The following is an 18458-nucleotide window of genomic DNA, read 5'->3' on the forward strand; positions in this document are numbered from 1 at the left end:
CTCCATTAGAAAAAGGAATAGACGCTAGAATCGCGCCCTTCCTTTATGAGATCTTAAGAAAGTCTTTTTGTTAAAATATGTTTGCTGTTTAATAAAAACTGACTTCTTGATTTAGCGACTTTTTCAATTCTTTCTTCTGCCATACGATCTGCTGCAAGATACGTAGGAATATTATCACGTTTAGAAATTTCAAATACTTTTTCAATGTTGTTGTAAATTTGTTCAATTTTTTTCATCGCACGCTCACGATTGTATCCATATAACTCATCCGCTACGTTGATAACTCCTCCAGCATTAATGACATAATCAGGAGCATAAACAATTCCCATTTCATGGATGATATCTCCATGTTTTGTATCTTTTAATTGGTTGTTCGCTGATCCTGCAATAACTTTTGCTTTTAATTGTGGAATCGTTTCATCATTAATGATGGCACCTAATGCACATGGTGCAAAAATATCACATTCCACCCCATAAATATCATTAGGATCAACCGCTTTCGCACCAAATTCTTCTACTGCTTGGCGCACAGCTTCTTTATTAATATCCGTAACAATTAATTTTGCTCCTTCTTCATGTAAATGACGACATAAAGCATAGGCAACATTCCCTACTCCTTGTACAGCAATGACTTTTCCTTCTAAAGAATCATTACCCCAAGCTTCTTTCGCTGCTGCTTTCATACCTCTATAAACACCAAATGCTGTTGCAGGAGAAGGGTTTCCAGAAGAACCAAATGCTGCTGAAATTCCTGTAACAAAATCTGTTTCTTCATGAATAATATCCATATCTGCTTCTGTTGTACCAACATCTTCTGCCGTAATGTATCGTCCATTTAGTCCTTGAATAAAACGGCCGAACGCACGGAACATTTCTTCATTTTTATCTTTTCTAGGATCACCAATAATAACGGTTTTTCCTCCACCGAGATTTAACCCAGCAGCCGCATTTTTATAGGTCATTCCTCTTGCAAGTCTTAAAGCATCTTCAATAGCTGCCTCTTCAGATTCATATGTCCACATTCTAGTACCACCAAGAGCTGGCCCTAATGTTGTATCGTGGATGGCTATAATAGCTTTTAACCCAGATGCTTTATCATGACAAAATAATACTTCCTCGTAATCATATTTTTCCATATACTTGAATAATTCCATATGGTCTCCTCCTAATTTTGTGATTTGGATGCACAAATAGCTAAAGCTATCGAATATAATTTGCTTTCTGCCTTATCTGCTCTTGATGTTAAAACAATCGGTGCTTTTGCTCCCGAAATAACTGCTGCAACTTTGGCATTAGCAAAATACATAAGCGATTTGTATAAAACATTTCCTGTTACAATTTCTGGAACAGCTAATATATCAGCTTGTCCAGCAACTTCATTTTTAATTTTCTTTTGTTCTGCGGCAAATGTTGATATTGCGTTATCTAAAGCTAAAGGACCATTAATCAAACAGTCTTTGATTTGTCCCCTTTCATTCATCATCGTTAATGATGCAGCATCTAACGTTTCAGGCATGGCTGGATTAATCTGTTCAATAGCAGCTAGAACCGCTACTTTCGGAAGGTCAATTCCGACACTTTTTGCAATTTGTACAGCGTTTTGAATAATTTGCGCCTTTTGTTCTAAATTAGGGCGAATATTCATAGCCGCATCAGTCACAAATATAAAACGATCATAGTGAGGGACTTCAAAAACGGCAACATGTGATAATACATTTCCGGTTCTTAGTCCATATTCTTTGTTTAAAACGGCTTTTAAAATTTTGGCCGTCGGGATATTCCCTTTCATTAATACATGTGCTTTTTTTTCATGAATCGCCCGTACAGCCATCTCAGCGGAAAGCTCAACAGATTCAGCATGATGAATCGTGACATGAGTTGAACTTTCCAAGAGGGGAAATTTACGAATCAATGACTGAATTTCGTTTTCGTCACCGAATAACATAAATTTTCCTAAATCCCATTCAATAGCTTTTTCTACTGCCGACAAAACCTCTTCATCAGCAGCTGCTGCAACTGCAATCATTTGATCTTTCATTTGGGTTGCTTTGTTAAGAAGTGATTCCAGTTTCATTGATTTCTACCAACCCTTTCTCTTGTTGTGACGTCATCAAATTATAATGCAAGAATCGTGCCAACATTTATAATTTGAAAGCGCTTTCTAATAAAAAGTTGTATTTAATTTTTTCAACCTTTTTTAATGCTGCATTTTATTGCTAAATTTAATTAAGACAATTATTCATTTAGTTGGAAATATAAGGTGGTATCATCTGCAATTATTTTCACAGTATGCAATTTTTTGCATGCTTAAATTTGCATGTTATGTTTCAATTTGATATTTATCGATTTTATAATACAAATTTCGTATAGATATTCCTAATTCTTTTGCAGCATTCGTTTTATTCCCTTGATGTTTCTTTAATGCTTCCAAAATAATTTCTTTTTCATATGCATCTAAACGCTTTTGTAAATGTAATGATTCATATTGTCGTTCGTTCATCTCATGATTTTTTTGATCATGACTAATTAAATCAGGTAAATGATGTATATCTATCATGGTTTCATGAAACTTCATAAAAATAATAGCTCTACCTAATATGTTTTCCAATTCTCGCACATTGCCTGGCCAATCATAAGCTTTCAACACATTTAATGCAGCATTAGTAACACCTTCTACATTCCTTCCATAATCTTGATTGATTTTTTGAATGAGACGTTCACATAACAATGGGATGTCTTCTTTTCGGTTTCGTAAAGGAGGAATTTGAATAGGCATACGATTCAAACGATGGAATAAATCTTCTCGAAATTGCCCATTGACGATATTTTTTTCTAAATTTACATTCGTAGCAGCTATTACTCGAACGTTAATGGGGATAGCTTTCGTTCCACCAACACGAATAATTTCTTGTTCTTGTAATACTCTTAATAATTTTGCTTGAGTACTTGCAGATAATTCACCAATTTCATCTAAGAAAATACTTCCATTGTTCGCTTCTTCAAATAAACCTTTTTTTCCGCCACGTTTGGCACCAGAAAAGGCTCCTTCTTCATATCCAAACAATTCACTTTCCAATAATGATTCAGATAATGAAGCACAATTTACACGAATAAATTTATTAAATTTCCGGTCGCTGGCATTATGGATTGCATGGGCAAATAATTCTTTACCTGTTCCCGACTCCCCTCTTAATAAAACAGTCGCTGGTGTTTTTGCTCCTAGTTTTGCTTGCTCAATCGCTAAAATCATTTCATCGGACTTTCCGATAATATCTTCAAAGGTATACTTCGCTTCCAATTTACGAATGATTTGTCGGGCTCGCGTTAATTCTTTATTTAACGCTTGTATTTCAGACATATCATGGATAACCCCAACACTACCTTTTAATTTCCCATTAACGATTACCGGAGCTACATTTACAACAACTTCCTTTTTGTTCGGACCAACAATCATTTTTGCCCCGCGTACCGGTCTTCTTGTTTGCAGTACTTTCATATGCATACTTTCGCCTTCATAAATGTCAATTGTTGCTGGCTTACCTATCACTTCTTCTTCCGATAAACCAGTCAGTCTAGTATAGGCTCTGTTAATTAGTATCCCTTTTCCTTCTTCATCTACAACAGAAATGGCGTCATCGCTAGATTGAATGATGGCTTCCAGCATCATTTGAATTTCCTTTAAATTCGTAATTTCTTCGGCAAGGTTAACAATTTCTGTAATGTCTTTGAAAACCGCTAACGCACCAAGGACTTCGCCGTTTTCGCCTATAATTGGAATTCTAGTGGTAATCACTTTCGTTCCGTTATGAAAGGTTAACTCTTGATTAATTTCCGTTCTTTTTGTTTCCATGACGCGTGGAAGTCGACTTGAAGGAATAACTTGTAGAATATGTTTTCCGATGGCATTGTGTTTTGAAATCCCTGTAATTTTTTCTGCACTTTGATTAAAAACAGAAATAACTCCACTTGCATTAACGACGATCATTCCATCATTAATAGCGTTAAAAATTAATTCATCTTTATAAGATTCATTTCTTAATTCTTGAATTAATGTCTGTTTATCATTTAATAAATCGGCAATTATGTATGCAACGCTTCCGGGAATTAATACTGTGTGTTTACTTCTCGCTTCTCTTATTTCTTGAAACACTTCTTCCTTCCCTGTAACCTCAAAGACGATATCAATATCATCCGATAAAAATGATCGCCAGTCTTTCCCAATCGTGATATTTTCTCGTTTTGCTTCTAATATGCCGGGAGCGTCTTCATTTTTATCAATTACTGCTACGATATTAAATTTTTTATTTTCTTTTAAAATTTTTAAGATGGATAAACCACCTTGACCTCCACCAACAATCATCACCTTTTTCAAGGTTTGCCACTCCCTGTGCAAAAAATTGCAAATTTAAATGAAAAGTTTTTCATAATCTTATTTTATGTCAATACGTAAATCTTGACAAATTATTTTTTTGATATATGATTTGGTTGAGTAATAAAGGAGATGAAATACCTGATGGTCCGTCTACTTGCCTTTTTAATTTTAGTCGTTCCTGGATTAATTTCTGTATATGGCGTTAAGCTAATGAGGGATAGTTTATTCGGAGTTCAGACATGGATTCCAACACTTTGGCTTCAGTTTTTAATTGGCTTGATCTTTTTTCTTATTGGCGCTTTTTTCATCGGCGGTTTTATCTTACATCGAGATCGAAAACGAAACAAAGTACAGAAGCGTTTTAAAATTTAGTGAAAATAACGGAAACCTATTTTTGGTTTCCGTTTTGTTTATGTTTTTAATTCTTTTTTTATCTTTGTTGCCTTATCCGGAAAATCTGTGATAATGGCAGAAACATTTGACTCTATATAAGTTTTCATTATTTTATCGTTATTTATTGTATATGGACGGACAGAAATTCCATTATTTTGAATAAGTGAAACCATTGAAGGTGGACAAACTTTGTAGTGCGGATGGATGCTATTTGCTCGAATTGCTTTCGCATAAACCCATGGCATGTAGATTCCTTCCATTATTAATGGAGCAATTTCAATATGCGGAGCTAGTCGGTAGCAATATACGATGCTGTAATGATTAAAAGAAGAAATAATGATTCTTTCATCTAAGTTATACCTTTTAATTAATGCTATCACTTTTTCTTCTACAATTTGATGATCCATATGTGGTTTTTTTATTTCAATATTACATAACAAGTTATTTGTTTTTAGCCATTGAAATACTTCTATAAGTGTTGGAATTTCCTGTTTTAATTTTTTGGTTCCGGCATTCAACGATTTCAATTCCTTTAATGTTAATTCTTCCACCTTTCCTTTTCCATTTGTCGTTCGATTGACTGTATAATCATGAATAACAACGATTTCCCCATCTTTGCTTAATTGTACATCTAATTCAATTCCATCAGCTCCAACCCTATGAGCTTCAATAAATGCTGCCATTGTATTTTCAGGATGAGTGGAAGAACACCCACGGTGGGCAAAGATCTTTGTCAACTTTCATCACCTTTTTCATTCATATTCCCCTTCATTATATGTCAACTCAAAAAGTAGAGCCTTTATATCAAAAAATAATACAAACTTGATAAGATAAAGGTAAAAGGGTGAGCTGTTTTCATACGACTCACCCTTTAAATTTCCGTTCATTATTATTATGAAACTCGATGTTCCAATCGTAATTTATCCGCTACCATCGCAATAAATTCTGAATTGGTTGGTTTTGCTTTTGACATGCTCACTGTATAACCGAACAAGTTGGAAATGGAATCGATATTTCCCCGACTCCATGCCACTTCAATGGCATGACGAATCGCACGCTCTACACGACTAGCGGTAGTGTTATATTTTTTCGCAATGTCTGGATAAAGAACTTTTGTAATGGAACCGAGCAACTCGATATCATTGTAAACCATGGCAATTGCTTCTCTTAAATATAAATACCCCTTAATATGTGCTGGCACTCCAATTTCATGAATAATGCTTGTAATGCTCGCATCCAAATTTTGTGATTTAGATTGTGGCTTTTGTGTTTGGAATTTTGAATTACTTACTTTAATCGGTTGGATATTTCCACTTACTTGACGAATATGATTGGCTAATATTTCCATATCGAAAGGTTTGAGTACAAAATAGGATGCTCCTAATTCTACAGCTTTCTTTGTTACGTCTTCTTGTCCGAATGCTGTTAACATGATGACATTTGGTAGAGAACTTCCTTTCATTTCTCTCAATTTTTCAAGAACACCTAATCCATCAAGATGAGGCATGATAATATCAAGGACAAGGACATCTGGATCAGTATCCTTTAGAATATTAATACACTCTTGACCGTTATGTGCGACACCAATAACTTCCATGTCCTCTTGTGAGGATATGTATTCCTCTAATAATCTAACGAGTTCTCGGTTGTCATCAACGACGCAAACTTTTATCTTCTTCACACAAATTTCCTCCCAATCCAAGAATTATGCATTGAAAATTCGTCTAAATGTGAATTCGACAACAGAACGAAAAATCCTTTTAATTTTTTAAAATTTATTAAAAATTAGTATTATATGTATTTTTCTTTCATTTTCTTTCATTTTCTTTTATTTTCTATCGTTTTCGACTGAATTCGATATTTGACAATTAATTCTAAAGAGTTTTGTCGAAAATTCTTTATTTTTATTATATCAAGAATTAGTAATGAATGGTCCATATGAATAAAAAAAGCGGAGAAATCTCCGCTTAGCTGGCTTTTTGTTTTTCATATATATCTAATCCTGCCTCGTTTAACATCCATTCGATATGAACCCCATATCCTGATGTTGGGTCATTTACAAAAACATGTGTAACAGCTCCTACAATTTTTCCGTCTTGAATAATTGGACTACCGCTCATTCCTTGTACAATGCCACCTGTTTTTTCTATAAGTCGTTTATCTGTTACTTTAATGACCATCCCTTTAGTAGCTGGGAATTTTTGTGGTGTTGTGCTTACAATTTCAATGTCAAACAGCTCCACATTGTCATCGTCAACAACGGTTAATATTTGAGCGGGTCCTTCTTTTACTTGGTGAGATAAAGCGATCGGCATTGGTTTGTCATAGATGTTGTTATGAATTTCTTTTTTTAAAGTACCAAAAATACCAAATTGACTATTATTTGTTATATTACCAATTACTTCTCTATTTTCGGAAAATCTTGCTAACTTTTCACCAGGAGCTCCGTTACTTCCTTTATTGATGGAAGTGACGGTTGAACGAACAATTTGTCCATTTTTCACAACGATCGGTTTCTTCGTATCCATGTCGGAAATAACATGTCCTAATGCTCCATATTTTTTTGTTTTTGGTTCATAGAAAGTCATTGTCCCTATTCCCATTGCTGAATCCCTTATATATAATCCTAATTTATACGTGTCTTCTCCATTTTCTTTAGCTGGCTTTAATTCCGTTTGAAATTGTTCCTGATCTCTTTGAATATGAACTTTTAACGATTCCCCATTTTTTCCAGCCTGTTGAACGATTGGAAAAATTTCATTCATTGCATTAATATCTTTCCCATTAATTTTTGTTATCAAATCTCCCACTTGAATACCAGCTTCTTCGCCGGGAGATATTTTTCCCTTCTCTGTGTCCACTTGATGATGTCCTACAACTAAAACACCAACCGTATTTAGCTTTACTCCTATTGATTGACCACCTGGTATAACTTTAAAATCTTTTAATACGTTGACATTGACCTTTTTTACCGGAATTCCAGCCAATTCTAATATAACATCACTATCTCCGCTTTTATTTGCATGAATGGTAAGCGATTCTTTATCTTGACTCAACTTTAACTGAGGTTGATTTGTTTTCGCTTCTACATGTAATCCTACGGGTATGGAGTGAGATTGTCCTTCCATTAATACTAATGATGTAGGCAATTGGATAATGTTTGCAATCGGCGGAAAGAAGCCAATAAAAACGAAAGAAACAAGGAGAATCAATCCAATCCATTTTCTTATTTTTTCGACCATTCCATCGCTCACTCTCCTCGCTTCTAGTCCACACAAACTTTATGGCTACACTTATAATGTTGCCTCACGAAAGGACAAATATAACTCCATTAGGATTAAAAAAGCTACCCAAAAAGGATAGCATTTCATTTATAAGCAAATTTTATTTTCTCTGCCATTTCAATCATTTCTTTTGCATGTTTTTCCGTCACTTCTGTGATCTCCGCTCCAGAAATCATTCGTGCAATTTCTTTCATTCGATCTGTGTCATTAAGTTCTTGTAAGAACGTCTTCGTTCGATTCTTTTCCACCTTTTTTGTAATATACATATGATGATCTGCCATAGCGGCTACTTGTGGTAAGTGCGATATACATAAGACTTGAGAATGATATGCAACTTTAAAAATTTTTTCTCCGATGGCTTGTGCCACTCGCCCGCTTACACCCGTATCCACTTCGTCAAAAATAATGGAAGTAACACCTTGATGTTTAGAAAAAATACTTTTTAATGCTAACATGATACGAGATAATTCACCGCCAGATGCCACTTTTGAAAGAGGTTTTAGCGGTTCCCCTGGATTTGTACTTAAATAAAATTCAACTTGGTCAATACCATCCTTTTTAAAATCATTCCGTTCAAATTTGACTTCAAATATGGTTTTTTCCATAAACAGTTCTTTTAATTCGCGATGGATACTTTCTGTTAAGGTTTTTGCCGCTTTTTTACGAAGAATGGACAGATTTTTCCCTTCAATTTCTAAGTCTTTTTCTAACGAATCTTTCTGCTTTAATAATTGGTGAATATGGGATTCGCGATTTTCAATTTCTTCAATTTCTTCTTCAATTTTAGAAGCATATTCTAAAATATCTTCAATGGTTTTGCCATATTTTCTTTTTAATCGATAAATCGTGTTTAATCGTTCTTCAATGAAATCTAATCGTTGTGGATCATATTCCATCGAATCTAGAAGATTTCTTAAGGATACCGATAAATCTTCAAGGGCATAATAACTATTGGATATGGTTTCGGACTCTGAATCAAGCTGACGGTCGAGTTCTGCTGCCTCTTGTATATGATTCATCGCTAAACTTAACCAATCTAATGCTTTGTTTTCACCACGAAGCGTATCATATGTAAGCTGAAGTGACTCATACAATCGCTCAAAATTCGCAAGCTTTCTTTTTTCTTCCTCTAATTGCTCATCTTCATGTAAGTTTAAATTTGCCTCTTGAATTTCATTGGCTTGAAATTTTAATAAATCTAGTCGCTGAGCCATTTCCTGCTCATTTTGATTTAATCTTTTAAGAGTAAATAATGTTTTTTCAAATTCATCGTATATCGTTCGATACTCTTGTAGAGCTTGTTGGATTTCTTGACCGCCAAATTGATCAAGCAAATGTAGATGTTTTTGCTCGTTCATCAAATCTTGATGTTCATGTTGACTATGAATATCAACTAATGTTGAGCCGATTTCTCGGAGAATACTAATCGTAACAAGCTTGCCATTAATTCTACATACACTTTTTCCTGTTTTGTATAAAATTCTTTGTAATACAACCATTCCCTCTTCAATATCAATTCCAAATTGAGAAGCTTTTTCATAACAAGGATGCCCTTTTTCAATCAAAAATAAACCTTCAATCTCCGCCTTTTCTTCTCCATGACGGACAAACTCCGTGGAGCCTCGACCACCGACTAATAAAGAAATGGCATCAATAATAACTGATTTACCCGCACCCGTTTCACCTGTTAAAACCGTCAACCCTTTTTGAAATGATGTAGTTAAAGCTTCTATGATGGCAAAATTTTTAATAGATAATTCCGCTAACAAGAGATTCACCTACTTTTTACAGCATATTTAGAAAGCGATCGGAAATCTCTTCAACAATGGCTGGATCACGACAAATGATCAGGCAAGTATCATCTCCACAAATGGTGCCTAAAATTTCGTCCCAATCCAGTTGATCAATTAAAACTCCGACAGCATGTGCATTTCCGGGCATCGTTTTCAAAACGATAAAATGACCGGCATGATCAATGCTAACAAAACAATCGACAAGCAACTTTTTAAGTCGTTCATCCGGATTTACAATATTGCTTTCCGGTAAACTATATTTGTATCTTCCATCGCTTAACGGTACTTTTACAAGATGCATTTCTTTAATGTCTCTTGATACAGTGGCTTGGGTAACTTTAAATCCTGCATTTCTTAATAAATCCACTAATTCATCTTGTGTCTCTATATTTTTGGAAGAAATAAGTTCTCGAATTTTTAAGTGACGTTTGCCTTTACTCATTTTATATTCGCTCCTCAAATCAACGACTACTATATACAATTTTCTACTATCATTTCTATGATTCCTCGACAAATTCCTTCTTTTTTTTATGACTTCCCATATTATATCATAAGAAAAGAAAGGTTTTTCGCCATTACAAAAAGCTGTCTATACCTGCTATAAACCCAAGTAAAAGGGACTAAATTTGGCTTAGACAGCTTAACACATTTTATTGTTTCAATTGTTTATGTGCTTCAGAAACCACGTCATTTAAGGAGACCTTTAATAAGTCTTGCCCTTCTTTATTTGCTGACCATTTTAAATGAATCAGAAATTCGATATTTCCATCTCCCCCTGTTATGGGAGAATACGTTAAATGGCAGACATCAAAACCTTCTTGTAAAGCAAAATTTTTTATTTGTTCCAATACAGTCAAATGTACATTTGGGTCTCTTACAATTCCTTTTTTGCCTACATGTTCTCTACCTGCTTCAAATTGTGGCTTAATTAAAGCTACAACATCACTTCCATCTACAAGAAGATTTTTTAATACAGGTAAAATTAATTTTAATGAAATAAACGAAACATCAATACATGCAAACTCTGGCAAAGAATGAGTCAAATCGTCTCGTGTCATATAGCGAAAATTTGTTCTCTCCATGACGATGACTCGTTCATCTTGTCTAAGTTTCCAAGCTAGTTGATTATAGCCTACATCAACCGCATACGAACGGATTGCTCCATTTTGAAGTGCACAGTCGGTAAAACCACCGGTAGAAGCTCCAATATCGATGATCGTTTTATCTTTAACTGACAGTTGAAACTCTTTTAACGCTTTTTCTAATTTATAGCCGCCTCTTGAAACATATGGCATTTGCTTTCCTTTTATTGACAATGGAATATCTTCACTTACTTTTTCACCTGGCTTGTCCATCCTAACTTCATTAGAATAAACAATTCCCGCCATAATAGCTCGCTTAGCTTTTTCTCTTGTTTCTGCTAAACCACGCTCTACTAATAATGTATCTAGTCTTACTTTTTTCTCTTTCATATTCATGCCCTTTTTTGTTTTTTCTTCGACATCGTTAAAATATTTTGGACGACATGTTCTGTCGTTAATTGAATTTCTTCTAAAAGTTTTGAAACACTTCCATGTTCAATAAATTGATCTGGTATGCCCATTCGTTGAATTTGACAATTGGAATAACCATGATCATGTGCAAATTCTAATACCGCACTACCAAATCCACCTTGAAGTACTGCTTCCTCAATCGTTAATATTGGAATATTTCTGTTTAAAAGCTCGATTAGCATTTTTTCATCCATCGGTTTAATAAATCGAGCATTAATCACTTCTACAGAGAAACCTCTATTTTTTAGAATGTCACTTGCTTCTAAAGCCATACCTATAGTTGTTCCAAAAGTTAATATGGCTGCATCTGTCCCTTTTCTTAACACTTCCCATGTTCCAATTGGAATGGTTTTTAATGTTTCATCTAATGGAACACCAACACCGTTTCCGCGAGGAAATCTCATCGCAATTGGTCCGTCATCATAAGAAAGTGCAGTATATACCATATGTTGTCCTTCGTTTTCGTCTTTTGGCATCATAAGGACAATATTCGGTAAATGACGTAAGAAAGCAATATCAAAAACTCCCTGGTGTGTTTCACCATCAGCTCCGACAAGACCCGCACGATCAATTCCGATAAATACATTTAAGTTTTGTCTACAAATATCGTGTACCACTTGATCGTATGCACGTTGTAAAAACGTTGAATAAATTGCTAAATATGGTTTCATATTTTCTGCAGCTAACCCAGCGGCTACCGTTGCTGCATGTTGTTCAGCAATTCCTACATCAAACATTCGATCTGGAAATTCAGAGGCAAATCCTTCCAACTTTGAACCTACAGGCATTGCTGGAGTAATCGCAACAACACGGGGGTCCTTACGTGCAATTTTTCGAACCGTTTCACTTACTAGTTTACTCCAAGCAATCGGAGTTTTACCGTTCGGTTTTACAAAGTCTCCTGTTTCAATTTTATATGGTCCTGTCCCATGCCAAGTACCAACTTTATCCGATTCCGCAGGATGATAGCCTTTCCCTTTTTTGGTGATCACGTGTACAAGAACCGGTCCATCAACTTTTTTAGCATTGGATAAAGTGTCGATTAAGTCGTCAAAGCTATGACCGTTTATAGGACCTAAGTAGGTAAAACCTAATTCTTCAAAAAACATTCCAGATACTAATAAATATTTTAAACTATCTTTAATTCGTTCAGCGGTTGAGGCTATTTTACCGCCAACAGCGGGAATTTTTTTCAACAATATTTCTAATTCATCTTTCACCCAATTATATTTACCAGCTGTTCTTAACCTGCCCAAGATGTTATGGAGTGCTCCAACATTTGGAGCTATGGACATTTCATTGTCGTTTAAAATAACGATGATATTTTTCTTTTCATGACCAATATGGTTTAATGCCTCGAGTGCCATCCCACCTGTTAATGCACCGTCACCGATTACAGGTACGATGTAATGCTTCTCTTTTCGCAAATCTCTTGCTATTGCCATTCCCATCGCAGCTGATAAACTTGTTGAACTATGTCCTGTTTCCCATACGTCATGTTCACTTTCACTTCTTTTCGGAAAACCGCACAGACCTTTATACTGACGTAAAGTATCAAATCGATCGGCTCTTCCTGTTAATATTTTATGAACATAGGATTGATGTCCAACATCCCAAATAATTTTATCCTTCGGACTATCGAAACATTTATGCAGTGCAATCGTTAACTCAACAACTCCTAAATTAGGTCCGATATGTCCTCCCGTTTTTGAAAGCTTTTCAATTAAAAATTGCCGTATCTCATGACTTAACGATTCCATTTCTTTAATCGAAAGCTTCTTCAGGAAAGAAGGATCTTGAATGCTTAATAGATCCATAATGGATCACTCACTTTCGTTTCTATTTCGTTTACGTTTAGATTTTTTTCCCGATTTATTTTCTTTAATTATAACAATATGAAATTTTTCCTCAAGAAATTGAAAAAATTTCCCAGCTTGAATTATGATATTCGTTGAATGTCGAATCGCAAAAGTTTTTCCTAAAGCTTTTCCTCCAACAGTTAATGCTGCAACGAAACTTGTAAAAATAACCGAAATAACATATTCCAATAATGTGCTTCGATTGGCTTGAAAATTTGCTGTTAATTGCAGTATAACAATAGCAGAGGCCGTTCCGCTAATAATTCCTGAAATATCTCCAATGACATCATTGCAAAAAGACGCAAATTTATCAGCATTTCGTATAATTTTTACCGAATGACGGGCACCATATACTTTATTAGCAGCCATTGAGTGAAATGGAGCTTCGTCAGCGGCTGTTGATGCGATTCCTAACATATCAAAAACAATACCAATAATAACGATGACTAAAACAACAAACATTCCTGTAATCCATGATACACCGTTTAATATAGCATTGGAAGCAATGGAAAAAAGAGCCGCTAACACAAATGTGATAACGGCTATAGTTAAACTCCATTTTATCGACTTTCTAAACATTTCTTTCATTTTATATGTTCAACTCACAATTAAATATGTATTAGATTATGGAGAGAAAAGCCTTCTTACGCAAATTTGAAACGGATGGTCATTTAAAGAGTTAAAATTACGGCTTAGGTCCAGTAGGTTTTCCCAAGAATGGACCGAATGTCGCCATATCGGCGGTTTCCCTTTAACCATTCTTTAGCCGTGTCGCCATCGGCTAGACTGGATTACCACTTAGTCCGTACTCTAATCCTCTTTAAATGTCCACATTGGAACAGTCTAGGAGTTTTCCTCAACAGTTCTTAACCAAACACTAGCCTCTTTTGCAAAGTAGATTTCATACGGTACTCGAAAATATATATTAGCGGCCAACTAATATATATTTTTATACCCGTAATCCCCTCTAGCTTCGCTCAAGGCAGGCTACGCTGTTAGTGGCTTAAGCCACATCACAGGTTTATCTTCATTTAGGGTTGCCCAACCAAATGAAGCCTCCGCGGTTAGAGGGTCTACGCCCACATGCCATTGTGGATCGCCCTTTAACCTTACTCCCTACATCAACCCAAAGCTGGGCGCTTCAAGCCGATATAAGGAACTTCATCGATGTGCCCTTTAGTGGATTTTTAGGCCCACCTTCGTGTTTGGTGAACTGACTAGAATACTGCACCATCCGTAATATCAGAGAAAATTATATCACACATTTTAAAATCTCTCAAAGTAGATTTATTTTTTTATAGAATATTAGTTTTCTCTAATCCCGATTAAATCTGTTAATTGTTCAAGAATGACTGTGTTTAAAGGAATATTCGCCAAATGTTCTTTTGCTTTTTGAAGATGGTCATTTAATTTTTCAATCGCTCCGTCTAAAGATAATAAAGATGGATAAGTACTTTTATTTTTCTCTATATCGCTTCCTGTCCTTTTCCCAATCTTTTCAACATCACCGACGACATCCAATACATCATCCTTAATTTGAAAAGCTAATCCTAAATGATAAGCAAACTGTTCAAATTGTTCACTTACTTTTTGATCACAATTAGCGATAATTGTCCCTGCTTTTACACAAAATGATAAAAGTTTTCCCGTTTTATGAATGTGAATATATTCTAAGTCTTTTAATTCTAATTTTTTATTTTCCCCTTCTATATCTGCTACTTGTCCACCAACCATCCCTTCTGGTCCAGCGGCATGGGCAAGCTCATAGATAATAGCTAATTTTTGTTCGCTCGATAAATGGTTTATTCCTGCAATCGTTTGAAAACTATGGGTTAATAATCCATCCCCTGCAAGAATGGCGATTGCTTCACCAAATACTTTATGGTTCGTAGGTTTGCCACGTCGAAGATCATCATCATCCATGGAAGGCAAATCGTCATGTATTAAAGAATAAGTGTGAATCATTTCGACTGCGCATGCGGCTTCTAATCCATATTCAGTCGGTAATTGAAAAGCATCCAGAGTAGCAAATATCAATAATGGTCGGATTCTTTTTCCGCCTGCTTGGAGAGAATATGCCATCGCTTGTTTAATAATCGCGGGACAATTTAGATCATTCATTCGTTGTTCTAACTCTTTTTCAACCATTTCTTTATGTTTTGAAATAAATTCTGTTAAATTTTGGTTGGCCACCATTATTCCTCCTCTAGTACGAAGCTTTCCTTCTCACCATCTTCACGTAATATTTCTGTCAGCTGCATTTCAACATTTTTTAATTTTTCATTGCATATTTTTGCTAATTCCATTCCTTCTTTATATTTTTCAATCGCTTGTTCTAACGGGACATCCCCGTCTTCTAAAATATTTACAATCCCTTCAAGTTTTTCCATTGCTTCTTCAAACGTTAACTCAAGCTCTTTTTTCTTTGTCATCCATCATTCTCTCCCTTTGATTCTAATACTTCACAAATCAATTTTCCGTCCGATAAGGCTAATTGAACTTGATCTCCTTTTGATACATCTTTTACACTTTTAACCAGTTGATCTTTCTCTTTATAAACGAGGCTATAACCTTTTTCCATAATTTTTAGGGGGCTTACATTTTCCAGTATTGATATATGATGGAGAAAGTCTTTTTGCTTATTTTTTAAGATTTCACTCATATTCCGTATTAATCTTTTTTTCATTTGGTCATATTCTTTTTTTGATTGAGCCAAAAGATCTTTTGGGTGGCGAAGGTATAGTCTTTCTTGCCATCTATGAAAACGTTCAGATTTTTCTTGTACCAATAGTCCAATGGCTCTTTTTCCGCGTTCTAACGTGCGATCTAGTTGTTCAACTTTCTCTTCATAAAGCTTTTTTGGGTATCGAAATGCATAGGATTGAACCAGCTTTTCATATCTTTTCTGTTCGGTATAAACCTTTTGTTTTATCACTCGCATTAATCGTATTTTACGATTTAACACTCTCTCCATCAGTTCTTCAACATGTGGGACCGCTAATTCTGCAGCTGCTGTAGGTGTGGCCGCACGTTTGTCAGCGGCAAAATCGGCAATTGTCGTATCCGTTTCGTGTCCAACCGCAGATATAATTGGAATATCGGAAGCATAAATCGCTCTAGCTACTATTTCTTCATTAAAGGCCCAAAGTTCTTCAATCGAACCACCACCACGACCAACAATTAATACGTCTGCTTCTTTTCTTTCGTTCGCTATTTCGATTGCCTTGACAATACTTGGAGCTGCCTGTCTTCCTTGAACTAAAGCAGGGTAAATGATGACGTTTGCCAATGGATATCTTCTTTTAATGGTTGTTAAGATATCTCTTATTGCCGCTCCTGTTGGTGAAGTTATGACTCCGATAACAGAAGGAAAGCTAGGAATTTCCTTTTTACGGTCTGGATGGAAAATCCCTTCTTTTTCAAGTTTTTTCTTTAATTGTTCATAAGCTAGGAATAGTTCTCCTATTCCATCTGGTTGCATTTCTTTGACATAAATTTGATACTGTCCACTAGGCTCATAAACAGAAATTTCCCCACGCAGCAATACTTTCATTCCATTTTCAGGTTTAAAAAAAACTTTTTTATTATAAGTGGAAAACATAACCGCAAGAATTTTAGATTGATCGTCTTTTAACGTAAAATACATATGCCCACTCGAATGTTGTTTAAAATTTGAAATTTCACCTTTAACATAAATATCTTGCAAGTGGGGGTCGCGATCAAATTTCCGTTTTATGTATTTTGTTAATGCATGGACGGTTAAATACATTTGTTCATTCATCATTGCTTCCTCTCCAGAACTTCGATTAGGAAATCGTAGAGTTCAAATTTTTGGCAGCTTTTACCGTATTATATAAAAGCATCGTTATGGTCATTGGTCCGACTCCCCCTGGGACAGGTGTAATGTAACTCACTTTTTCTTTCACTTTTTCAAAATCGACATCCCCACATAATGTCCCATCATCTCTTCGGTTCATTCCAACATCGATGACAACGCACCCTTCTTTTATATAGTCGGAAGTTATTAAATTTTCTTTCCCGACAGCTGAAACAAGAATATCCGCTTGTGAAGTGAAAAAACGTAAATGATTAGTTTTAGAATGACAATAGGTGACTGTTGCATCTTCATTTAAAAACAATTGCCCCGCTGGCTTTCCTACTATATTACTTCTCCCAATGATGACGACATGTTTTCCTTTTATTGTAATATTCATAGCTTTTAATAACTCGATAATACCAAAAGGAGTACAAGGGAGAAAGGCGTCTTGTCTTGTCATCATTCGCCCGATGTTTACCGGATGAAAACCGTCCACATCTTTTAATGGAGAAATTGTTTCTATCACTTTCTTTTCATTAATATGGTCCGGTAAGGGGAGCTGTACTAATATTCCGTGAATAGATGGATCATTATTAAGTTCAATTACTTTATTAATTATTTCTTTTTCTGTCACATGTTCTGGATATTTCCATAATACTGAACGAATTCCAATTTTTTTACATGCTTTTTGTTTGTTATGGACATATATAGCTGATGCCGGATCATCCCCTACGAGTATAACAGCAAGCCCAGGATGAATATTAAGTGTTTTTAGCCGATTTACATCCGCTTCAATTTCTTTTCTTTTTCTTTCGGCAATTTCTTTTCCGTAAATGATTTTTCCAACCAAAAGCTCCACCTCCGATTTTCACGATCTATTTTTACAGGGAGCTTTTAACTTTTGATAAAACTCCGTTAACAAATTTTCCTGAATTCTCATCCCCATATTGTTTAGCGATTTCCACTGCCTCGTTAATGGAAACACTAGGAGAAATATCTTCTATATACTTCATTTCAAATACTGCTAGTCTTAATATATTTCGATCCACGTTTCCTAGCCTTTCTAATGTCCAATTTTCTAAATTCGATCTAATTATTTCATCAATTTCATTCAGATGTTTGACTGTTCCAAAGACTAATTGCTTTAAATATTCATCTTCTTTCGCACCATTTAATACGTATTGATAAGATTCATTTGCATCACTTTTTGCCAAATCTATTTGAAACAAAGCTTGTAATGCTTTTTCTCTAGCTGTTCTTCTTTTCATCTTATTAACTCCTTTTAACAAATTCCTTTACTATCAAGATAATAGCATAAACTATTTTAATTTGCGCAGGAAATATAAGATCTTCTATATTTTTTACAGAGAAGCAATACTCTAAACAA

The 18458-nt window shown here is 35.1% G+C and carries 17 protein-coding genes; 1 reads left to right on the plus strand and 16 read right to left on the minus strand.

Translation table 11 applies throughout. The features are described from left to right. Positions 1-53: 53 nt before the first annotated feature. The 3 genes from bcd to AC3ASS_RS00930 all read right to left on the minus strand — a co-directional run bounded on the left by bcd (position 54) and on the right by AC3ASS_RS00930 (position 4372). Positions 54-1154 (minus strand): branched-chain amino acid dehydrogenase, encoded by a 1101-nt coding sequence (bcd, locus tag AC3ASS_RS00920; protein WP_488281619.1) that lies wholly within the window; start codon positions 1152-1154, stop codon positions 54-56. 11 nt (positions 1155-1165) lie between these two features. Further along, positions 1166-2074, minus strand: coding sequence for a phosphate butyryltransferase (gene yqiS / locus AC3ASS_RS00925; protein WP_488281620.1), 909 nt, complete (start codon positions 2072-2074; stop codon positions 1166-1168). A gap of 246 nt (positions 2075-2320) precedes the next feature. Next, positions 2321-4372: a sigma 54-interacting transcriptional regulator gene (locus AC3ASS_RS00930; protein ID WP_488281621.1), complete on the minus strand. Its 2052-nt coding sequence runs from the start codon at positions 4370-4372 to the stop codon at positions 2321-2323. Positions 4373-4513: 141 nt separating this feature from the next. Here AC3ASS_RS00930 and AC3ASS_RS00935 point away from each other — a divergent pair, with 141 nt between their 5' ends. Beyond that, positions 4514-4744 carry a DUF2627 domain-containing protein gene (locus AC3ASS_RS00935; protein ID WP_488281622.1) on the plus strand — a complete coding sequence of 77 codons (231 nt, stop codon included), beginning with the start codon at positions 4514-4516 and terminating at the stop codon, positions 4742-4744. A gap of 38 nt (positions 4745-4782) precedes the next feature. Here the strand turns inward: AC3ASS_RS00935 and AC3ASS_RS00940 are convergent, their stop codons facing one another. The 13 genes from AC3ASS_RS00940 to nusB all read right to left on the minus strand — a co-directional run bounded on the left by AC3ASS_RS00940 (position 4783) and on the right by nusB (position 18339). Next, positions 4783-5502, minus strand: a complete 720-nt coding sequence (locus AC3ASS_RS00940) for a glycerophosphodiester phosphodiesterase (RefSeq protein WP_488281623.1) — start codon at positions 5500-5502, stop codon at positions 4783-4785. A 155-nt stretch (positions 5503-5657) separates the two neighbouring features. Further along, on the minus strand, positions 5658-6446 hold the full coding sequence (gene spo0A, locus AC3ASS_RS00945; protein WP_488281624.1) for a sporulation transcription factor Spo0A: 789 nt from the start codon (positions 6444-6446) through the stop codon (positions 5658-5660). Positions 6447-6732: 286 nt separating this feature from the next. Beyond that, on the minus strand, positions 6733-8007 hold the full coding sequence (gene spoIVB, locus AC3ASS_RS00950) for a SpoIVB peptidase (protein WP_488281687.1): 1275 nt from the start codon (positions 8005-8007) through the stop codon (positions 6733-6735). 125 nt (positions 8008-8132) lie between these two features. Then, complete coding sequence (gene recN, locus AC3ASS_RS00955) at positions 8133-9818, minus strand: DNA repair protein RecN (RefSeq protein ID WP_488281625.1); 1686 nt, start codon at positions 9816-9818, stop codon at positions 8133-8135. Positions 9819-9834: 16 nt separating this feature from the next. Beyond that, entirely contained in the window at positions 9835-10284 is a 450-nt protein-coding gene (ahrC, locus tag AC3ASS_RS00960) for a transcriptional regulator AhrC/ArgR (protein WP_488281626.1), read from the minus strand. A 208-nt stretch (positions 10285-10492) separates the two neighbouring features. Then, positions 10493-11314: a TlyA family RNA methyltransferase gene (locus AC3ASS_RS00965; protein WP_488281627.1), complete on the minus strand. Its 822-nt coding sequence runs from the start codon at positions 11312-11314 to the stop codon at positions 10493-10495. A gap of 2 nt (positions 11315-11316) precedes the next feature. Then, complete coding sequence (gene dxs / locus AC3ASS_RS00970; RefSeq protein ID WP_488281628.1) at positions 11317-13212, minus strand: 1-deoxy-D-xylulose-5-phosphate synthase; 1896 nt, start codon at positions 13210-13212, stop codon at positions 11317-11319. Between the two features lie 6 nt (positions 13213-13218). Beyond that, the gene (locus tag AC3ASS_RS00975; RefSeq protein ID WP_488281629.1) at positions 13219-13842 is read right to left on the minus strand and encodes a hypothetical protein; all 624 of its coding nucleotides are present in this window, start codon (positions 13840-13842) and stop codon (positions 13219-13221) included. A gap of 717 nt (positions 13843-14559) precedes the next feature. Then, the gene (locus AC3ASS_RS00980; RefSeq protein ID WP_488281630.1) at positions 14560-15450 is read right to left on the minus strand and encodes a polyprenyl synthetase family protein; all 891 of its coding nucleotides are present in this window, start codon (positions 15448-15450) and stop codon (positions 14560-14562) included. Beyond that, the gene (gene xseB / locus AC3ASS_RS00985) at positions 15450-15686 is read right to left on the minus strand and encodes an exodeoxyribonuclease VII small subunit (protein ID WP_488281631.1); all 237 of its coding nucleotides are present in this window, start codon (positions 15684-15686) and stop codon (positions 15450-15452) included. The genes AC3ASS_RS00980 and xseB overlap by 1 nt, the downstream gene beginning before the upstream one ends. Then, positions 15683-17035, minus strand: coding sequence for an exodeoxyribonuclease VII large subunit (gene xseA / locus AC3ASS_RS00990; protein ID WP_488281688.1), 1353 nt, complete (start codon positions 17033-17035; stop codon positions 15683-15685). Before xseA ends, xseB begins: the two co-directional genes overlap by 4 nt. 25 nt (positions 17036-17060) lie before the next feature. Next, positions 17061-17921, minus strand: coding sequence for a bifunctional methylenetetrahydrofolate dehydrogenase/methenyltetrahydrofolate cyclohydrolase FolD (gene folD / locus AC3ASS_RS00995; protein WP_488281632.1), 861 nt, complete (start codon positions 17919-17921; stop codon positions 17061-17063). Positions 17922-17952: 31 nt separating this feature from the next. After that, entirely contained in the window at positions 17953-18339 is a 387-nt protein-coding gene (gene nusB, locus AC3ASS_RS01000; protein ID WP_488281633.1) for a transcription antitermination factor NusB, read from the minus strand. Positions 18340-18458 lie beyond the last annotated feature (119 nt).

It is taken from the genome of Bacillus sp. JST-5, from assembly GCF_057747715.1.

Bases quoted from the DNA above. Each gene is read 5' to 3' on its own strand.
- bcd (WP_488281619.1), bottom strand. From the start codon at position 1,154: ATGGAATTATTCAAGTATATGGAAAAATATGATTACGAGGAAGTATTA.
- yqiS (WP_488281620.1), bottom strand. From the start codon at position 2,074: ATGAAACTGGAATCACTTCTTAACAAAGCAACCCAAATGAAAGATCAA.
- AC3ASS_RS00935 (WP_488281622.1), top strand. From the start codon at position 4,514: ATGGTCCGTCTACTTGCCTTTTTAATTTTAGTCGTTCCTGGATTAATT.
- spoIVB (WP_488281687.1), bottom strand. From the start codon at position 8,007: ATGGTCGAAAAAATAAGAAAATGGATTGGATTGATTCTCCTTGTTTCT.
- ahrC (WP_488281626.1), bottom strand. From the start codon at position 10,284: ATGAGTAAAGGCAAACGTCACTTAAAAATTCGAGAACTTATTTCTTCC.
- AC3ASS_RS00965 (WP_488281627.1), bottom strand. From the start codon at position 11,314: ATGAAAGAGAAAAAAGTAAGACTAGATACATTATTAGTAGAGCGTGGT.
- dxs (WP_488281628.1), bottom strand. From the start codon at position 13,212: ATGGATCTATTAAGCATTCAAGATCCTTCTTTCCTGAAGAAGCTTTCG.
- AC3ASS_RS00975 (WP_488281629.1), bottom strand. From the start codon at position 13,842: ATGAAAGAAATGTTTAGAAAGTCGATAAAATGGAGTTTAACTATAGCC.
- AC3ASS_RS00980 (WP_488281630.1), bottom strand. From the start codon at position 15,450: ATGGTGGCCAACCAAAATTTAACAGAATTTATTTCAAAACATAAAGAA.
- xseB (WP_488281631.1), bottom strand. From the start codon at position 15,686: ATGACAAAGAAAAAAGAGCTTGAGTTAACGTTTGAAGAAGCAATGGAA.
- xseA (WP_488281688.1), bottom strand. From the start codon at position 17,035: ATGAATGAACAAATGTATTTAACCGTCCATGCATTAACAAAATACATA.
- nusB (WP_488281633.1), bottom strand. From the start codon at position 18,339: ATGAAAAGAAGAACAGCTAGAGAAAAAGCATTACAAGCTTTGTTTCAA.